Annotated in this window: 14 protein-coding genes; 3 read left to right on the top strand and 11 right to left on the bottom strand. The window is 69.8% G+C overall.

Features of this window, described 5'->3' with window-relative positions; genetic code table 11:
- Nucleotide 1: 1 nt before the first annotated feature.
- Together surE and eno are read right to left on the bottom strand one after the other, a co-directional pair.
- Nucleotides 2–790: a 5'/3'-nucleotidase SurE gene (gene surE, locus ACVTJA_RS33025; protein ID WP_465825554.1), complete on the bottom strand. Its 789-nt coding sequence runs from the start codon at nucleotides 788–790 to the stop codon at nucleotides 2–4.
- Nucleotides 791–794: 4 nt separating this feature from the next.
- On the bottom strand, nucleotides 795–2,093 hold the full coding sequence (gene eno / locus ACVTJA_RS33030; protein WP_465825555.1) for a phosphopyruvate hydratase: 1,299 nt from the start codon (nucleotides 2,091–2,093) through the stop codon (nucleotides 795–797).
- 79 nt (nucleotides 2,094–2,172) lie between these two features.
- Between eno and ACVTJA_RS33035 the strand changes: the two genes are divergently transcribed.
- Entirely contained in the window at nucleotides 2,173–3,234 is a 1,062-nt protein-coding gene (locus tag ACVTJA_RS33035) for an ADP-ribosylglycohydrolase family protein (RefSeq protein WP_465825556.1), read from the top strand.
- 105 nt (nucleotides 3,235–3,339) lie between these two features.
- Here the strand turns inward: ACVTJA_RS33035 and ACVTJA_RS33040 are convergent, their stop codons facing one another.
- The 4 genes from ACVTJA_RS33040 to ACVTJA_RS33055 form a co-directional block, all read right to left on the bottom strand.
- Nucleotides 3,340–3,516 carry a hypothetical protein gene (locus ACVTJA_RS33040; RefSeq protein WP_206726777.1) on the bottom strand — a complete coding sequence of 59 codons (177 nt, stop codon included), beginning with the start codon at nucleotides 3,514–3,516 and terminating at the stop codon, nucleotides 3,340–3,342.
- A gap of 381 nt (nucleotides 3,517–3,897) precedes the next feature.
- Nucleotides 3,898–4,323: a type II toxin-antitoxin system RatA family toxin gene (locus tag ACVTJA_RS33045; RefSeq protein WP_465825557.1), complete on the bottom strand. Its 426-nt coding sequence runs from the start codon at nucleotides 4,321–4,323 to the stop codon at nucleotides 3,898–3,900.
- Between the two features lie 68 nt (nucleotides 4,324–4,391).
- On the bottom strand, nucleotides 4,392–5,357 hold the full coding sequence (glpX, locus tag ACVTJA_RS33050) for a class II fructose-bisphosphatase (protein WP_465825558.1): 966 nt from the start codon (nucleotides 5,355–5,357) through the stop codon (nucleotides 4,392–4,394).
- A gap of 29 nt (nucleotides 5,358–5,386) precedes the next feature.
- Nucleotides 5,387–5,815, bottom strand: coding sequence for an acyl-CoA thioesterase (locus ACVTJA_RS33055; RefSeq protein WP_465825559.1), 429 nt, complete (start codon nucleotides 5,813–5,815; stop codon nucleotides 5,387–5,389).
- Between the two features lie 98 nt (nucleotides 5,816–5,913).
- On the opposite strand from ACVTJA_RS33055, the gene ACVTJA_RS33060 reads away from it, so the two are divergent.
- Complete coding sequence (locus tag ACVTJA_RS33060; RefSeq protein WP_465825560.1) at nucleotides 5,914–7,530, top strand: alkaline phosphatase family protein; 1,617 nt, start codon at nucleotides 5,914–5,916, stop codon at nucleotides 7,528–7,530.
- Nucleotides 7,531–7,637: 107 nt separating this feature from the next.
- On the opposite strand, the gene ACVTJA_RS33065 is transcribed toward ACVTJA_RS33060, so the two are convergent.
- On the bottom strand, nucleotides 7,638–8,060 hold the full coding sequence (locus tag ACVTJA_RS33065; RefSeq protein ID WP_465825561.1) for a hypothetical protein: 423 nt from the start codon (nucleotides 8,058–8,060) through the stop codon (nucleotides 7,638–7,640).
- A gap of 205 nt (nucleotides 8,061–8,265) precedes the next feature.
- Here ACVTJA_RS33065 and ACVTJA_RS33070 point away from each other — a divergent pair, with 205 nt between their 5' ends.
- Nucleotides 8,266–11,184, top strand: a complete 2,919-nt coding sequence (locus ACVTJA_RS33070) for an SBBP repeat-containing protein (protein WP_465825562.1) — start codon at nucleotides 8,266–8,268, stop codon at nucleotides 11,182–11,184.
- A gap of 62 nt (nucleotides 11,185–11,246) precedes the next feature.
- Here ACVTJA_RS33070 and ACVTJA_RS33075 read toward each other — a convergent pair whose 3' ends face one another.
- From ACVTJA_RS33075 to ACVTJA_RS33090, 4 genes are all read right to left on the bottom strand, one after another.
- Nucleotides 11,247–13,079, bottom strand: a complete 1,833-nt coding sequence (locus tag ACVTJA_RS33075; RefSeq protein WP_465825563.1) for an Ig-like domain-containing protein — start codon at nucleotides 13,077–13,079, stop codon at nucleotides 11,247–11,249.
- 72 nt (nucleotides 13,080–13,151) lie between these two features.
- Nucleotides 13,152–14,678: a caspase family protein gene (locus tag ACVTJA_RS33080; protein WP_465825564.1), complete on the bottom strand. Its 1,527-nt coding sequence runs from the start codon at nucleotides 14,676–14,678 to the stop codon at nucleotides 13,152–13,154.
- Nucleotides 14,675–15,463, bottom strand: a complete 789-nt coding sequence (locus tag ACVTJA_RS33085) for a hypothetical protein (RefSeq protein ID WP_465825565.1) — start codon at nucleotides 15,461–15,463, stop codon at nucleotides 14,675–14,677. Before ACVTJA_RS33085 ends, ACVTJA_RS33080 begins: the two co-directional genes overlap by 4 nt.
- Complete coding sequence (locus ACVTJA_RS33090) at nucleotides 15,460–15,972, bottom strand: RNA polymerase sigma factor (RefSeq protein ID WP_465825566.1); 513 nt, start codon at nucleotides 15,970–15,972, stop codon at nucleotides 15,460–15,462. The genes ACVTJA_RS33085 and ACVTJA_RS33090 overlap by 4 nt, the downstream gene beginning before the upstream one ends.
- Nucleotides 15,973–16,030 lie beyond the last annotated feature (58 nt).

Here is a 16,030-nt window from a genome sequence, read left to right on the forward strand (position 1 = left end):
GCTAGGCACCGTCCGGTTCGTGCCGCGCGTAGCCGTCGAGCTTCCACCCCGCGAGCTCGTCCTTCCGCCCGTGGTCCGTCAGCTCGAAGTGCAGCGGCGTCACCGAGATGCGCTTGTCCAGGTGCACCGCGTTGCAGTCGCTGCCCGGGATGTCCTCGTGCTGGTACTCGCTGCCGCCAATCCAGTAGTACTTCCGGCCCCGCGGGTCGACCTTCTCCACCACCTCGTAGCCGTAGGTGTGCCGGCCCTGGCGCGTGACGACGTAGCCGTCCGGCTCCACCCCACCGGGGATGTTCACGTTGAGGAGCATCCTCGGAGGCAGCGGACGCGCCAGCGCGCTCGCCACCAATGAGCGCGCGAAGCGGGCCGCCGGGCCGAAGTCGAACTGCCCCCGGGCCACGAGGCTGAAGGCGATGGCCGGCACCCCGAGGAGCGCCCCTTCCATCGCCGCCGCCACCGTCCCGGAGTACATGACGTCCTCGGCCAGGTTGGCCCCGTGGTTGATGCCGGAGACCATGATTGCCGGGCGAGCATCCTTCAGGAGGTGGTTGATCGCCAGATAAGCGCTGTCCGCGGGCGTCCCGTCCACGGCGAACCACCGCTCGCGCACCTCCTTGATGCGCAGCGGCCGGTGCAGGGAGATGGCGTGAGAGGCCGCGCTCTGCTCGCGGTCCGGCGCCACCACCCACACCTCTCCCAGCGGCGTCACGGCGTCCACGAGGGCCTTGAGGCCCTCGGAGAAGTAGCCGTCGTCGTTGGAGACCAGGATGCGCGGTTTCTTGTCGCTCACAGGCTTACTTCTTCTGCGCCAGGGCGCGGAAGACGGACTTGCCAGCGTAGCGGGCCGCCGCGCCCAGCTCCTGCTCGATGCGCAGGAGCTGGTTGTACTTGGCGATGCGGTCCGAGCGCGAAGCCGAGCCCGTCTTGATCTGCCCGCAGTCCAGCGCCACGGCGAGGTCCGCGATGGTGGTGTCCTCCGTCTCGCCGGAGCGGTGGCTCATCACGGACGTGTAGCCCGCCTTGTGCGCCATGCGCACCGCGTCGAACGTCTCCGTCAGCGAGCCAATCTGGTTCACCTTCACCAGGATGGAGTTGGCCGTGCCGCCCTCGATGCCGCGCGCCAGCCGCTCCACGTTGGTGACGAAGAGGTCGTCGCCCACCAACTGCATCTTGTTGCCCAGCGCGTCGGTGAGCTTCTTCCAGCCATCCCAGTCATCCTCCGCCATGCCGTCTTCGATGGAGATGATGGGGTAGCGCTCGGACAGGCCACGGTAGTAGTCGAGCAGCCCGGACGAGTCGAACTCCTTGCCCTCGCCCTTGAGCTTGTACTTCTTCGAGCCCTTGTCGAAGAACTCGCTGGCCGCCACGTCCAGCGCGAGGAACAGCTGCTCGCCGGCCTTGAAGCCCGCCGAGTCGATGGCCTCCATGATGAGCTTCAGGGCCTCCTCGTTGGCCGGCAGGTCCGGGGCATAGCCGCCCTCGTCACCCACGCCGGTGGCCAGCTTGCGGCCCTTGAGAATCTTCTTCAGCGCGTGGAACACCTCCGCGCCCCAGCGCAGGCCCTCGGAGAAGGACGGGGCGCCCGCGGGCACCACCATGAACTCCTGCACGTCCACGCGGGTGTCCGCGTGCGCGCCGCCGTTGAGGATGTTCATCAGCGGCACCGGCAGGGTGCGCGCCTGCGCGCCGCCCACGTACCGGTACAGGGGCAGGCCGTGCGCGTCCGCCGCGGCGCGGGCGCAGGCCATGGACACCGCGAGGATGGCGTTGGCGCCCAGCTTGCCCTTGGTGGGCGAGCCGTCCAGCTCCAACATCTTCTGGTCCACGGCGAACTGGTCCGCCGCGTCCATGCCCACCAGGGCCGGGGCCAGCACGTCGATGACATTCCTGACGGCCTTGCGCACGCCCTTGCCCAGGTAACGGCCCTTCTCGCCGTCACGCAGTTCAATGGCCTCGTGCTCGCCAGTGGATGCGCCGGAGGGCACCGCCGCGCGGCCCCGCGAGCCGCCCGTCAGGAGGACCTCGGCCTCCACGGTGGGGTTGCCACGGGAGTCGAGCACTTCACGCGCAAGAATCTGAGCAATCTCGGTCATAGGCGGCCGTTTCTAGAGGAGGGCCCCGGAGCGGGCAAGCATGCTCGCGGCTGTCACTGCTACAGTGTCCACCCGTCGAATGCCGCCCAACCGCCGCAATGCCCCCAAGGGGCCCGACCCCCTCCTCGCCCAGCGACGCCGGGGGGCGCTGCTCGGCCTGGCCGTCGGCAACGCCCTGTCCGTGCCCACCGCGCACCGTCCCCTCATGGCCGTGCCCTTCCCCACGCGCGCGGAGGGCCCCTACCTCAAGCTGATGGGCGGGGGGCCGCACGAGCTGCGCAAGGGCCAGGTGACGGAGGAGGTCCAACTGGCGTGTTGCCTCGGCCACAGCCTCAGGGACTTGAGGCGCTATGACGCCGCGGACGCGCTCCGCCGCTACCGCGCCTGGCAGCCGCACGCCTTCGACGTCGGCGAGCCGATGAAGGAGGTGCTGGAGGAATGCCAGAATGGCGTGCCGCTGGGCGCCGGCCGCCGCGTGTGGCTGAAGGCCTTCCGCCGTTCCGCGGACCCCGGGAGCCTGGCGCGCACCGCGCCCCTGGGCGTGTACCTGGCGGGCGACACCGCCGCGCGCACCCAGGCCTCGCTGGAGGACTCCGCCCTCACCCACTTCGACCCGCGCTGTCAGCTCGCCTGCGCGGCCTTCAACGCCGCCATTGCGCGCGCCGTCACCAGCGGCGCGGAATTGAAGGCGGAGGACCTCCTCGTCGCCGCCGAGTCCGGGCTGCTCGTGGCGGGCGCGGCGCTCGGGCGCTCCGCTCCCGACTACGTCCAGGAGGTGGCCCAGGCCTCGGCCTTCCTCCGCGAGGACCTGACGCTGGCCCGGCAGGAGGACCCGTGGCTCTACGGCCCGGAGCTGCACCTGCACCGCCCGACGCACGCCGTGCGCGTCGCCTTCAGGCTGGCATTCTGGGAACTACTGCACGCCCCGAGCGCGGAGGCCGCGCTGCTCGACGTCGTCCACCGGGGCGGTGACACGGAGGCGCACGCGACGATTACCGGCGCGCTGGTGGGCGCCTTCCACGGCGAGGAGGCCCTGCCCGCCGAGTGGCGCAAGGGCGTGCTGGAGGCGCTCGCCACGGTGAAGGGGCCCCTCTGGGACGTGTACCACCCGAGGCACCTGCTGGCGCTCGTCGCGGCGTGAGAGGCCGGGCCCCAGAATGCGCGAAGCCCGCGGGGGCTGTCCTCTGGAGAGGACTCCCACCGCGGGCCCGGTGACACGTCGCGGCCGGAGGGCCGCGCGTTGGATTCAGGACAGCAGGTCGATGACCACCACGCCCCGCTGCGGCTTCTCTTCCTCGGTCTCCGTGCGGCGCCGGGGACGGTCGTCAGGAGCGGGCAGCGGCAGCTCTACCACCGGCCTCTCATGGTCCTCCCGGCGGCGCTCACGTCGCTTGATTTCTTCGATGATGAAGGCGTCGAGCATGGGTCTTCCGTCTCCCTCAGCCTACGTACCCCGATGTACGCCCGCCGTCCCGCCCCAATACCACTTCCACCACTCTCAGATGCAAATTAAGAACCCCGGTTCCTCAACGGGTACGTTTGCAGCCATCTCGCACGGTTGCTCGTCCGCCACCCGACATCCAGGCCAGGGCAACCCTGGCGCGAATGTCATGGAAGTCGAAAATCCGTCCAGGACGATGTTCATTCTAATGCCCTCGAAATAGCCCGCAAGCAGCACAACCCGTGCGCATACGAGGGCCATTCGGGGTGCCAACGCACCCGCCCGGAGGGGCCGCCTGCCCGGCTGCTCTGGGTGGGCATGGCGGCCTGCGTCAGGACGTCCTTCGCGACCTGGGTGGGGTCTTCAGGCCCCTTCAGCCCGACGCTTGAAGGCGTCCAGCATCTTGGGGAGCGAGGTATCCACCAGGGCATTGACGATGGCCTTGGGTACCAGCAGGCCCAGGGCCATCTCCACGTTGTAGGTGGCGCGCGTCTTGCCCTCGCCCTCGGGCTCCAGCGTCCAGCTGCCCTTGTTGTCCTTCATCATCTCGCCCTCGATGAAGGACCAGGCCATGCGGCGGGGGCGCTCCTCCGTGACGCGGATGGAGTAGCGGATGGTCTTCATGACGTCGACCTTGTAGTGGACGTCCACCGTGTTGCCCTGCCGGTTGGCGGTGCGGATCTCCTTCACCTCGGGCAGGAACTCCGGGTAGCGCTCGTACTGGGTGATGACGTCGAAGACCTTCTCGACGGGAGCATTGATGACGATGGTCCGCGTGGCGCCAGGCATGGGTGACTCCGTCTCCGGATGGCGTGCGCGTTGCGCACGACGGGTGAGAAGCGTGGGGGCCTCGAAGCCTAGAAAGCGTACCCCGGCTTCTTGTCGAACTTGTGCAGGGACTGGATGAACCGCACCGTGCCCGTCTTGCTGCGCATGACGACGGAGTGCGTCTCGCAGCCGCCGCCGAAGAAGCGCACGCCCTTGAGGAAGTCGCCGGACGTGACGCCGGAGGCGGCGAACATCACCTCGCCCTTCGCCAGCTCCTCGGCCGTGTAGATCTTGGACATGTCGGTGATGCCCATCTTCTTGGCGCGGTCGATTTCGCCCTGGTTGCGGGGGACGAGCCGGCCCTGCATGTCACCGCCGGTGGCGCGCATGGCGGCCGCGGCGATGACGCCCTCGGGGGCGCCGCCGATGCCCATCAGCACGTCCACGCCGGTGCCCTCGAAACAGGTGGCGATGGCGCCGGCCACGTCACCGTCCTCGATGAGGCGGATGCGGGCGCCCGCGGCGCGGACCTCCTTGATGAGGTCGGCGTGGCGCTCACGGTCCAGCACCATGACGGTGAGGTCCTCCACGTAGACCTTCATCTTCTCCGCGATGGCGCGGAGGTTCTCCGTGGGGGACTTGCGCAGGTCGATGGCGCCGCGGGCGCGGGGGCCCACCGCCAGCTTCTCCATGTACGTGTCCGGCGCGTTGAGCAGCCCGCCCTTGCTGGACATGGCGACGACGGAGATGGAGCCCGGGCGGCCGTAGGCGCACAGGTTGGTGCCCTCGAGCGGGTCCAGGGCGATGTCCACCTCGGGGGCGCCCTCGCCGCGCTTGCCCACCTTCTCGCCGATGTAGAGCATGGGCGCCTCGTCGCGCTCGCCCTCACCGATGACGACGGTGCCGTCAATCTGGAGCGCGTCGAAGGCGCGGCGCATGGCGTCCACCGCGGCCTGGTCCGACTCGTTCTTGTTGCCGCGGCCCATCAGTCGCGCGGAGGCGATGGCCGCCATCTCGGTGACGCGCACGACCTCCATTGCCAGGTTGCGATCCATGTCTGTGCTCCTTGGGTATTCCTGAAGGTTCAGGTGGAAGTGGAGGAGCCCTGGGGAGGCTCCAAGGTTGTGAGCAGCCGGCGCATGACGTCCGGCATGCGGGTGGGCTTGCCGTCGCGCCCCACGCAGGCGTGCAGGGTACGGCCGGTGCACAGCAGCGTGCGCGGCTCACCCTCGCGGAAAAGCTCGTAGGTGAACACGATGGACGCGCGGCGCAACTCGCTCACCGTGGGGCGGATGACAATCAGGTCGTCGTAGCGGGCGGGGGCGCGGTACTGGCAGCTCGCCTCCACGACGGGGAGCTGCGTACCGGAGCGCTCCAGCTCGGCATAGCTGCCGCCCATCGCGCGGAAGTACTCGCTGCGGGCGAACTCGAAGTAGCGGAAATAGTTCGCGTAGTAGACGACACCCATCTGATCGGTGTCGCCGTAGATGACGCGAAGCCGGGCCTCGACCATGAGGTGTTCGACCGTAACAGGGCGGTGTTCGGCGTCCAAGCAGTCGCGCGGAATGTTGGTTGCCTCCCACCGTGCCGACAGGGCAGCTTCTAATACGAATGATTCGCACGCTCGCGTTGGTGATGCTCCTGGCCGCCCTGCCCGCCTCGGCGAAGCCGCCGCGGCTCACGCTGTTCATCACCGTGGATGCGCTCGGTAGCGACGTGCTGCTGCGCAACAGGCCCCGGCTCCAGGGCGGCCTGGGGCAGTTGCTGAACGCGGGCGCCTTCTACCCGTACGCGCGCTATGGCTACGCCAAGTGCCGCACCGCGCCGGGCCATACCACCCTCTCCACCGGGGCCAATCCGTGGCGGCATGGAATCACGGACAACCGGTGGGTCGACCGCGCCACCGCGAAGCCGGTGAATTCCTTCATGGACCCGGCACACCCGGTGCTGGAGGTGCCGCTGGCGCCGGGGCAGGACGCGAGCCCGGCCAATCTCCTGGTGGAGACGCTGGCGGACCGGCTCCGGGTGGCCACGCAGGAGCGCGGCAAGGCGGTGGCGGTGTCGCTCAAGTCCCGCGCGGCCATCGCCCTGGCGGGGCGGCTGGGGCAGGCGTGGTGGTTCGACGACAACGTGGGGAAGTTCGTCTCGGGCACCTGGTACACGAAGGAGTTCCCCGCGTGGGTGAAGGACTTGAACGCGCGGAAGCTGCCGGAGTCCTACTTCGGGAAGAAGTGGGAGCTGTCGCGCCCGCGAGCGGAGTACGTGGGCGAGGATGACCGGCCCTACGAGGCGGAGGCCTACGGCCTGGGCCGCACCTTCCCGCACCCGCTGGACGGAGGGCTGCCGTCGCCGGGGCTGACGTTCTACCGGGCCTTCGGCGTGTCGCCGTACTCGCACGAGCTGTTGGTGGAGGCGGCGAAGGCGGCGCTCGTGGGCGAGGGGCTGGGGCAGGACGACGTGCCTGACTTGCTCGCGGTGAACATCAGCGGGACGGACCTGACGTTCCACGAGTTCGGTCCGTACTCGTGGGAGATGCAGGACACGCTGGTGCGGCTGGACAAGGCGCTGGGAGACCTCATCGCGGCGGCCGAGCGCGCGGCGGGAGGCCGGGCCAACCTGGTCATCGCGCTGGCGGCGGACCACGGCGGCGCGGCGGCCCCCGAGCAGTGGGCGGCGGAGGGCCTGCCGGCGCAGCGGGTGAACCCGACGGCGCTGTCGCAGGCGCTGACGCAGGAGCTGCGCAAGCAGTTCGGCGGCGACGTGACGGCGACGCTGGAGGAGCTGGACGTGTACCTCTCCGGCAAGACGCTGGAGGGAGGCAAGGTGGACGGCGCGGCGGTGCGGCGCGCGGCGGCGGCGTGGCTGGCGAAGCAGCCGTCGGTGGTGACGGCGGTGGCGAGGGATGACCTCTTCACCGCGCCGGATATCGCGGGGCAGCTCGGGCCGCTGCGCAAGGGCTACTACCCGGAGCGCGGCGGGGACGTGCTGTTCCTGCTCAAGCCCTTCCACCTGCTCTACGCGGACGAGGCAGGCACGAGCCACGGCACGCCGTACGCGTATGACTCGCAGGTGCCGGTGGTGTTCGCGGGCAAGGGCATCAAGCCCGGTACGTACCTGACGGAGATGGACCCCGTGGACGTCGCGCCCACGCTGGCCGCGCTGATGGAGATGGGCGCGCCCGCTTCCGCGGAGGGCAAGCCGCGCGCGGAGGTGCTGACGGGCAAGTGAGCTTCAGGGGCCCCGGAGTCGGGGCCCGTGCGGCACTTCCCTGCCGCGGCCGTCCATTGCAATCGAGATTCAATTGACATTCGATTGCGGACGAGCATCCAGAGGCCTCATCCATCCGGCGGTGGGCCGTGCTTCGTCCCGCCTGATGCGGGCGGTGTCGTGGGCTCCTCGTGCCAGGCGAGGAACCGGCGCGCGGCGAGCAGGAGGACGAAGCCCACCGTGCACAGGAGGATGTCGAGCGCCTGCAGGTCGGGCTTGAGCATCTTGCGCGCAATCACGAACGCGAGGAGCTCGAGAATCGCAATCAGGTCGTGCGTCACCAGGGTGCGCGCCAGCTCGACGCCGATAACCAGCAGCAGCACCCGGTAGATGGCCTCGTAGAGCGTGTCCGAGTTCCCCCAATCCATGGCCCGCATCGCGCCCACGCTCTGCCATGCGAACACGATGACCGCGGCGAGGATGGCCAACGCGAGCGCGCGCTCCATCACCGCGGCGATGTTCCGGGACCACCGGATGGCCGGCCTGTCCATGCGGGCAAAATAGCCACTCACTCCCGTGACGATGCGTGCGCGCCAGCCCTGCTGGACGGCGCTCCGTAATCACGCCTGCTCGCGCTCCTCGCGAGCCGTCGAACGCCTCTCCGCCTCGCCGGTCCCTACATGGAATTTCCGGATGGGTCGGTGACACCCTGGCCGCGCTTCATCCTCCAGTTAACAAAAACAACGGGAGTTCCGAATGCGTGGGAATGTGGCGCGGAGTTTCGCGCTCGCGGTGCTGTCGCTTGCCTCCCAGGCCCCCGCGGCCATCAGCAAGGACATCGTGGCCGGAGACCGCCGCAGCGCGGCCACCGTGCAGTCACAAAATGCCTATGCCAGCTACGTGTCACCGGCGGACAAGGTGGTGCACGTCAGCACGGCTGGCAATGACTCCACCGGTGACGGCAGTGCGGCCCGCCCCTGGCGCTCGGTGGTGCGAGCGGTGCGCGGCCTGCCTGCCGGTTCCACCGTCTACGTCCACGCGGGCACCTACGAGGCCGTGCAGGTGGACCTCGCCTCCGTGTCCGCGCTCGACGGCACGGCCACCGCGCCACTCACGATTCGCGGTGCTCCGGGAGAAGCGAAGCCCGTGCTCAAGGGCACCGGCACCGCGCCCATCTTCCGCCTCAACCGGCGCTACTGGATTCTCGACGGCCTGGAGCTGGACGGCCGCTATGGGCGGTCGCACACCGTGCTCTTCCGCTCGGACCACCTGACGCTGCGCAACAGCCTGGTGCGCGACTCCTCGCTGGACGCGCTCAACGTGCAGGCCCAGTACGTCCTCATCCAGGGCAACGAGATTCGCAACACCTTCGAGCACACCGCCGGAAGCGCCCGCGGCGTGGCCTGCACCACGCACGCGGACTGCTCCACGGGCAGCTTCTGCAAGCCCGAGTACGACGCGTCCAACGTCCTGCGCCGCTACTGCCGCGAGCGCGATGACGGCCACGCCATCGTCGTGCTGTCGGACTCGCAGGGCGTGCTGGTGAAGGGCAACACCATCCATGACAACACCGGCGACGGCCTCCAGTGCGCGGGGCCCGTCTACGGCTACACGCCCGGCGCGCGGCCCGCGGACATCACGCTGGAGGACAACGACATGTTCACCAGCCCGGCCAACTACGGCGTCGTGGAGGAGGCCGCGGACATCAAGGACTGCGACTTCATCACCCTGCGCCGCGAGCGCTACCACAGCTTCCGCGCCTCCAAGGACAGCAGCGGCACGCTCCGCAGCGGCGGCACCGCCATCTTCCACTTCAGCGCCCAGGGCATCCGCGTGGAGGACTCCGAAATCTCCGACGCCTGCATGGGCCTGGGCATCGGCAACAGCGCCACCGACACGGTGGGCAACATCGTCGTCGCCCGCACCCGCTTCCACCACCTCTACTGGGGTGAGAAGGGCTGCGGCAGCACCGGCACCTCCGGCACAGCCATGTACGTCGAGCGCCTGGAGGGCGGCGACTTCTTCCACAACACCATCTCCAACGCGGGCCGCATGGGCGTCGTCGTCTCCAGCGCGGGGTGGACGGTGCGCAACATGGACTTCTGGAACAACGTCGTCTCGCTGTCCGCGCCCGGCTCGCGGTGGCTCGTGGTGGACGGGCACTACCTCGTTGACTTCGAGTCCGACGGCAACCTGTTCTCCCATACCGACGGCTCCGGCGCGCACCTCACCTGCGACTTCTCCCAGGGGACGAAGGACCTCACTGGCTGGCGCAGCAGCACGTGCGCCATCGGCGGCCTGGCGCTGAGAGACCCGGCGAGCTCCATCGCGTCTGCGGCCTTCACCTCGGAGTCGGCCGGTGACTTGACGCTCCAGTCCACGTCTCCCGCGGTGGACAGCGCGCTGAACAACACGGGCGCCACCTTCTGCGGCAACGGGCCGGATAAGGGCGCGCTGGAGCGCTGCTCGACGACGACTCCGCCCCCTTCCGGTGGCAACGTGCTGTGGCAGCAGCAGACCGGCACGTCCTCGGACGAGTACGGCTACGGCGTGACGGCGGACCCGAATGGCGGCACGTATGTGGTGGGCTACTCGCTGGGCGCGTTCGACTACGACAACCAGGGCGGCCGCGACGCGGTGATTCGGCACTACAGCGCGTCGGGCACCCGGGACTGGGGCCGGCAGTTGGGCGGCACGGGTGACGACCACGCCTACGGCGTGGCGGCCACCACGACGGGCGTCGTCATGGGCGGCAACGCGACGAGTGGCGTCGCGGGCGAGGCGTATGTCGGCGGGACTAGCGACGGCTTCGTCGCGAAGTACAACACGCTCGGGACGCGCGAGTGGGTGCGCATGCTGGGCACGGCCGCCGAGGACTCGGTGCGCGCGGTGGCCACGGACGGCACGGACTTCGTCGTCGCGGGCTACACCTCGGGTGCGCTGCAGAACACCAACGCCGGACTGAAGGATGCCTTCGTCGCGAAGTACAGCGCGGCCGGCGCGCTGCTGTGGGTGCGCATGCTGGGCACGTCCGCGGATGACGTGGCGTACGGCGTGGCGGCGGACTCCAGCGGCAACGTCTACGTGACGGGCGTCACCGGCGGCGCGCTGCAGGGCGCGTCCAGCAGCGGCGGGCAGGACGTGTTCCTCGCGAAGTACAGCGCCTCGGGCACGCTGGCGTGGGTGCGCCAGTGGGGCAGCGCGGGCAACGACGTCGCTCAGGACGTGGAGGTGGACGGCACGGGCGCCCTCGTCGTCGGTGGCTCCACCACGGGCGCGCTGGCGTCCGGCAACCTGGGCGGCTCGGATGCCTTCGTGTCGCGCTGGACGAGCGCGGGAGACCGCCTCTGGGCGCGGCAGCTCGGCACCGCCGCGGATGAGTTCGGCTACGGCGTGGCCACCGACTCCACCGGCACCGTGTACCTCGCGGGCTCGAGCACCGGCGCGCTGGGCACCGGCTACGCGGGCGGCTTCGACGCGTACCTCGCCCAGTACACGAGCGACGGCACACGCGGGTGGACGCAGCACCTGGGCTCCTCGGCGGACGAGGTGGCGCTGGGCGCGGCGTCGCGTACGGGGAACGGCGTGTACCTCGTGGGCGGGACGATGGGCACCCTGCCCGGCCAGACGAGCGCGGGCGGCAAGGACGTCCTCCTGGGCCGCGTCTCGCCGTGAGGCGCTTCAGGCCGTGAGACCTCGCGGGGCCGTGCCTGTCCTGACACGGCCCCGCCGCGATGTCATTCGTTCGGCCACGTGGCGTAGGCATCGCTGCCGGACTGCCAGGCCACCACGGGCCGGCCGCGTACATTCGATACCAGCGACAGCCGGCCGGTGCTGTGGTTGCCCACGGTGTCCACGGCCGCTGAAGTTCCGGACCGGTACCAGGACACGTAGATGTCTGAGCTCTGGCCCCCGCCCGACCATGCGAACAGCGGGTCGCCCTCGGGCGTGAGCGCGGCGACCGTCCCTCGCTTCTCCACATCGCCGGAGTTCGATGGATTCAGCGGAGCCGTGCTCCAGCTCGTGTCCGACCACGTGGCGATGTAGGCCCGCGCCTCCGTCTGGACGGAGGAGTCGGGCTGTACGCTCCAGACGAGCTGGGGCCGGCTGTCCTTGGGAACGATGAGCGACGGGGACCGCACGCTCATCCCCGACGTCGTGGGGCCCTCGAGCTTCTTTCCCAGCGCCTCCCAACTGCGGCCGTTCCACCGGCGCACGTACAGGTCGGCTGCGGCCGACGGCTCCGACTCGGCCCAGGCGAGGATGGGGCGGTTGTCCGCATCGACCGCCAGCACGGGCGACTGCTCGGAGATGCTTCCGTACCCCCGGGGGGTCTCACGCTGCATCTGCCCCCCCAACAAATCCCAACCGTACACTTCCCTGCGCGAGACCTGGACGCCATCGGCGTGGGTCCACGCCACCACGAGCCGCCCCTCGCGGTCCACGACCATGGCCGCGCCGTAAATCTTCGGCATCTCGGGAGGTGGGTAGGAGCCGAACACCACCCACCACTGAGCGCCATCCCAGCGGGCGACCGCGAACGAGTCATGGGTCGCTCCTTGGTACCCCAGGATGAACCCCACCACCGGGTTTCCGTCCGCGCCCACCACGATGAGCGGGTTGCGCACCGTCAATTTCGCCGACGGAGGAACGCCAGTCGGAACCGGTGCGCCGACCATCTCCCAGCCCGAACCGGTCCAGCGCCGCACGATGAGGGTCTCGCCCACCGATGAGCCGTCGTCGGCGCTGTAGGCGGCCAGCAGGGCCCCGTCCGCACCGACCGCGAGCGCGACACCCTCCTTCACCGTCCTGAAATCATCCAGGGCTGCATCGACCTGGTACGAAAGGAAGGGCGGCAGCGTCCAGGTCCAGTCCAGCGTCGGCTTTCCTCCAGGTCGGTCCACCGGGTTGCCCGCGAGGTCGGTGAGCCCTTCGAGGTTCAGGGACATCTTCCGCGTGCTGGGGGCGTGGGCAGACTGGCTCGCCGTCAGCACCTGTCCGTCCTCCGAGAGGGCTCCCCTGAAGGAGACGTCCTCGCCGATGAACGTATCGTCCGGCACGCTCGACGCCAGCATCGGCTCGGAGAAGCGGACCTTCAGTTCACTGCCCTCCTTGATGGAGACGTTGGTGCCGGACGGCGACGTCTGCACGACCTTCGGCGCGGTGCGGTCCACCACGACGGTGTGGACGGGGCTCTCGAAGGTGCGGCCCTTCCACTCGGCGCGCGCGGTGATGCGGTAGGTGACCTCCTCCAGGTCGACGGTGTCCCATGTGTATTGGAATGGAGGGACGAGCGTGGCGAAGGCCGTGCCGTTGCGAAGCAACTCCACCTTGTCGGGAGTGGCCCCGGTGGCCTGCACGTCGACGAGCAACGTGCCGCGGACGTAGTCCGTGTCCCGCGCACCGTTGATGTCGAGGATGAGCGCGTCGGCCGGCGGCAGGTCTTCATGCGGCGGGCCTCCAGGCGGCAGGTCTCCATCGGAGAGGTCTCCGCAACCGAGGAGCGTCAGGAAGCTCCAGGAGATGAGGTGGCGTGCGGAACGCGAACGAAGGGGGAACGAGGGTGCCATCGAAGCTCCGGGCAAGGACGAAACGTCTACGCGTTGGACACGCGATGCGTTTCCCTTGGGAACCCGGGGCGCTCAAAAACTCCAGCCCAGGCCCGCGCCGCCGTTGAGGCGCAGGGCGAGCCGCGTGCCCGCCTCCTCGGGAATGCCCGCGGCCCCCACCGTGCCGCTGAGCACCAGCGACACGCGGCCCAGTGCGAGCCACACCGAGCCGCCCACGCCACCGTAGGGCGTGAAGCCCGAGCCTGAGACACCACCCCCCTGCTGGTCGAAAAGGAGCGCGCCCACCTCCGGTCCGAAGACGATGGCGGCCTCCTGCCCCTGCAGGCGATGCCCCAATCCGAGGCGAAGCTCGTACTCGCGCTGCCGGAGGGCCTCGAAGTTCCGGGCGTTGCTGCTCCGCCACGCGGCCGTCGCGGAGAAGGCATTGAAGAAGCCCTGCTCGGAAGGACCGCGCAGCACGGCCTGCGCCTGCATGCCGAGGGCCGTGGAGAAGTGGCTGCTCGTCCCGTTCGCGAGCGTGGCCCCCAGATGCAGGCTGCCTCGCCACGGCCGTGGGCCCTTCTCCCGCATGGCGATGAGCGTTCCCTGACGGAGCAGCGGCGCATCCACCGTCATCGCGCCGTGAACCGGCACGGTGACTCGCGTCTCCTGCGACGCGCCGTCGCGACGCACGCGCAGGCGGTAGCCACCCGGTGGCACCGCGAGCATCACCGGCCCGTTGCCCTTGGAGAAGACGCCCAGCACCACGCCGCCCTCCTCCGAGGCCACCACCCACTCGCCGGGCTCGGGCACGGTGATGATGAGCCGGCTGGAGGCGGAGACGGGCGCGGTGAGGACCAGTTCCCCCTGCCCCTTCAAATCGAAGAGGAAGGCCGGGTGCTGGCTACCGAAGCGCGAGAGGAGCGTGGACTCCACCGTGCGCCCATACGCATACGCATAAGCCTCCTGCAGCGTGACGCGTCCATCGCGCGAGATATCTCCCGCGCCGCGCAGGCCCGCCAGCAGGTGGTGCGTGAAGAACGAGCCCTGGATGTCATCGGACTCCTGGGACAGCTCATCCGCGCTCGACGAGGTGACGATGACGCGACCCCGGATGGCGGGCGCGGACCAGTGCACGAGCCGCTCCTCCACGGGCTGCAGGCCCTTCACGCGCGTGGCCTTTCCGGAGCGGCACGAGTCGATGAACATCACCGCCACGCCCACGGGAGACTGCTCCATGAACTGGACCAGTTCCTTCACGGGGAGCTGGGTGCCGGACAGGTGCAGGGAGTCTCCATCCGCGTGGCTCGACACGTAGACGAGGAGCTGGTCCGCCGGGCCGGCCTCGCGGGCCATGCGCGCGCGCAGCACACCCAGCGCGGCCCTCACCCGCTCCGCGCTCGCGCCCAAGACGAGCTGTGCGTCCTCCGCGACGAGGCCGCCCGCTTCGCGGAACACCGTCAACACGCGGCGCGCATCGGAGTCGGCGAAGCGCAACGGTTCATCCGCGCCGAGCCCCTCGTTGGCGCCCACCAGCAGGGCATAGCGCCGGGGGAGCGGCTCCGCCTGCTCGGGAGCCTGGGACAGCAGTGCGGCGGTCAACAGCGTGACAAGCATCATGGAGGGATCACGGAGACGGAGAGTCGCTGGTGGCGCGCCGCGCCTTCTACCTGAGAGGGAGGCTCGCAGTCCGGAGGCTGATGCCGGGCCACGCACGTGGCGGCCGCGCTCGCGACGCCTTCACGAACCTGCGCGAGCGCAAGGGGCGCGTCGGAGAAAAAGGCGTCGAGGGTGAAGTTGCCCGGCGTGACGACGAAGGTGGGCGTCGCGGGGAGCGCGGACGGGTCTCCGCTCCTGTCACCGCGCGCGGGCCAGAGCGCGGACACCGCCCCCGTCGCATCGGTGACGAGCACGAGCGCGTACCGGTGCGGCGCCGCGTGCACGGAGAGCGTCACCACGTCCCCGGGCGCAAGTGGCGCGTCCACTGCGCCGTCGCGCTGCCGCACGAGCGAGACGAAGGGACCGCCCTTCACACGCACGCCGTCGTCCGGCGTACGGTGCAGCACCACTGTGGCGAGGCCCGCGGCCACGGCGACAGGGGCGAGGTAGCGCAGCCAGTGGAACCAGGAGCGCTGGGGGGAGGGAGGCTTCGCACCGCCTCGCACGCGCGCGGGCGTGGCAGGCGTCGTGCCCTCGACGACGCGCTTCCGCGTGGCGGTTGAATCACCCTTCAGCACCTGCACCAACGTGCTCGGGAATTCTTCCGAGGCACGGAGGGCCGCTCCCCGTTCGCGAAACCGGTCGAGCCGCGCGCGGCACCGTGCGCAGGCATCCACGTGCGCCGGGAAGGGCCTGCCTCCCAGGGCCAGTTCATCCAGCACGAGGTCGGACAGGTGCTCGCTCATGGCACTGCTCCGTGTTGGGGTTCGAGGGCGAGCTCGCGGGCCCGCGTCCGCACCTGCTCCAGCACCTTGCCCACTGTCTTTCGCGACAGCCCCACCACCTCCACGATTTCCTCCTGGGTGAGCGAGTCCATGAAGTGGAGCGTGGCAATCTGCAGAGCGCGCTCATCCAACTCCCGCGACAGCGCCCGCAGGAGGTTGCGGGCCTCCACCTCGCCGGGCTCCTCGCCCGCTTCGTCCGGAGGGAGCGACTCACTCGCGGCCACGTCCCTCAGCCCGCGGGACCTGAGCAGGTTGAGGCTGACATTCGTGGCGACGCGGTAGATGTAGGTCATGGGGCGCGCCTCCGAGCGGAACGCGGCCCCGGACTCCAGCAGGCGGCAGAAGACCTCCTGCACGGCATCCCACGCATCCGAGTCACGGCCGAGCAGGGCCCTGGCCCGACGGTGGACCGTGGGCGCGTAGGTTTCATAGATGGCTTTGAGCTCCGAGGCGCTCAGTCCCCGTGCCATTTCGGCTCCACGCGACTTGGACACGCGAGCGAGCTGGCGTGGGAACCTGCCCGGAGAA

This window comes from Pyxidicoccus sp. M6 (assembly GCF_055568925.1).

What these genes read in the sequence shown, in the direction of transcription:
- ACVTJA_RS33080 (WP_465825564.1), bottom strand. Translation starts at nt 14,678, where the DNA reads ATGATGCTTGTCACGCTGTTGACCGCCGCACTGCTGTCCCAGGCTCCC.
- ACVTJA_RS33070 (WP_465825562.1), top strand. Translation starts at nt 8,266, where the DNA reads ATGCGTGGGAATGTGGCGCGGAGTTTCGCGCTCGCGGTGCTGTCGCTT.
- ACVTJA_RS33040 (WP_206726777.1), bottom strand. Translation starts at nt 3,516, where the DNA reads ATGCTCGACGCCTTCATCATCGAAGAAATCAAGCGACGTGAGCGCCGC.
- ACVTJA_RS33055 (WP_465825559.1), bottom strand. Translation starts at nt 5,815, where the DNA reads ATGGTCGAGGCCCGGCTTCGCGTCATCTACGGCGACACCGATCAGATG.
- ACVTJA_RS33035 (WP_465825556.1), top strand. Translation starts at nt 2,173, where the DNA reads ATGCCGCCCAACCGCCGCAATGCCCCCAAGGGGCCCGACCCCCTCCTC.
- ACVTJA_RS33045 (WP_465825557.1), bottom strand. Translation starts at nt 4,323, where the DNA reads ATGCCTGGCGCCACGCGGACCATCGTCATCAATGCTCCCGTCGAGAAG.
- glpX (WP_465825558.1), bottom strand. Translation starts at nt 5,357, where the DNA reads ATGGATCGCAACCTGGCAATGGAGGTCGTGCGCGTCACCGAGATGGCG.
- ACVTJA_RS33085 (WP_465825565.1), bottom strand. Translation starts at nt 15,463, where the DNA reads ATGAGCGAGCACCTGTCCGACCTCGTGCTGGATGAACTGGCCCTGGGA.
- eno (WP_465825555.1), bottom strand. Translation starts at nt 2,093, where the DNA reads ATGACCGAGATTGCTCAGATTCTTGCGCGTGAAGTGCTCGACTCCCGT.
- ACVTJA_RS33060 (WP_465825560.1), top strand. Translation starts at nt 5,914, where the DNA reads ATGATTCGCACGCTCGCGTTGGTGATGCTCCTGGCCGCCCTGCCCGCC.
- ACVTJA_RS33065 (WP_465825561.1), bottom strand. Translation starts at nt 8,060, where the DNA reads ATGGACAGGCCGGCCATCCGGTGGTCCCGGAACATCGCCGCGGTGATG.
- ACVTJA_RS33090 (WP_465825566.1), bottom strand. Translation starts at nt 15,972, where the DNA reads ATGGCACGGGGACTGAGCGCCTCGGAGCTCAAAGCCATCTATGAAACC.
- ACVTJA_RS33075 (WP_465825563.1), bottom strand. Translation starts at nt 13,079, where the DNA reads ATGGCACCCTCGTTCCCCCTTCGTTCGCGTTCCGCACGCCACCTCATC.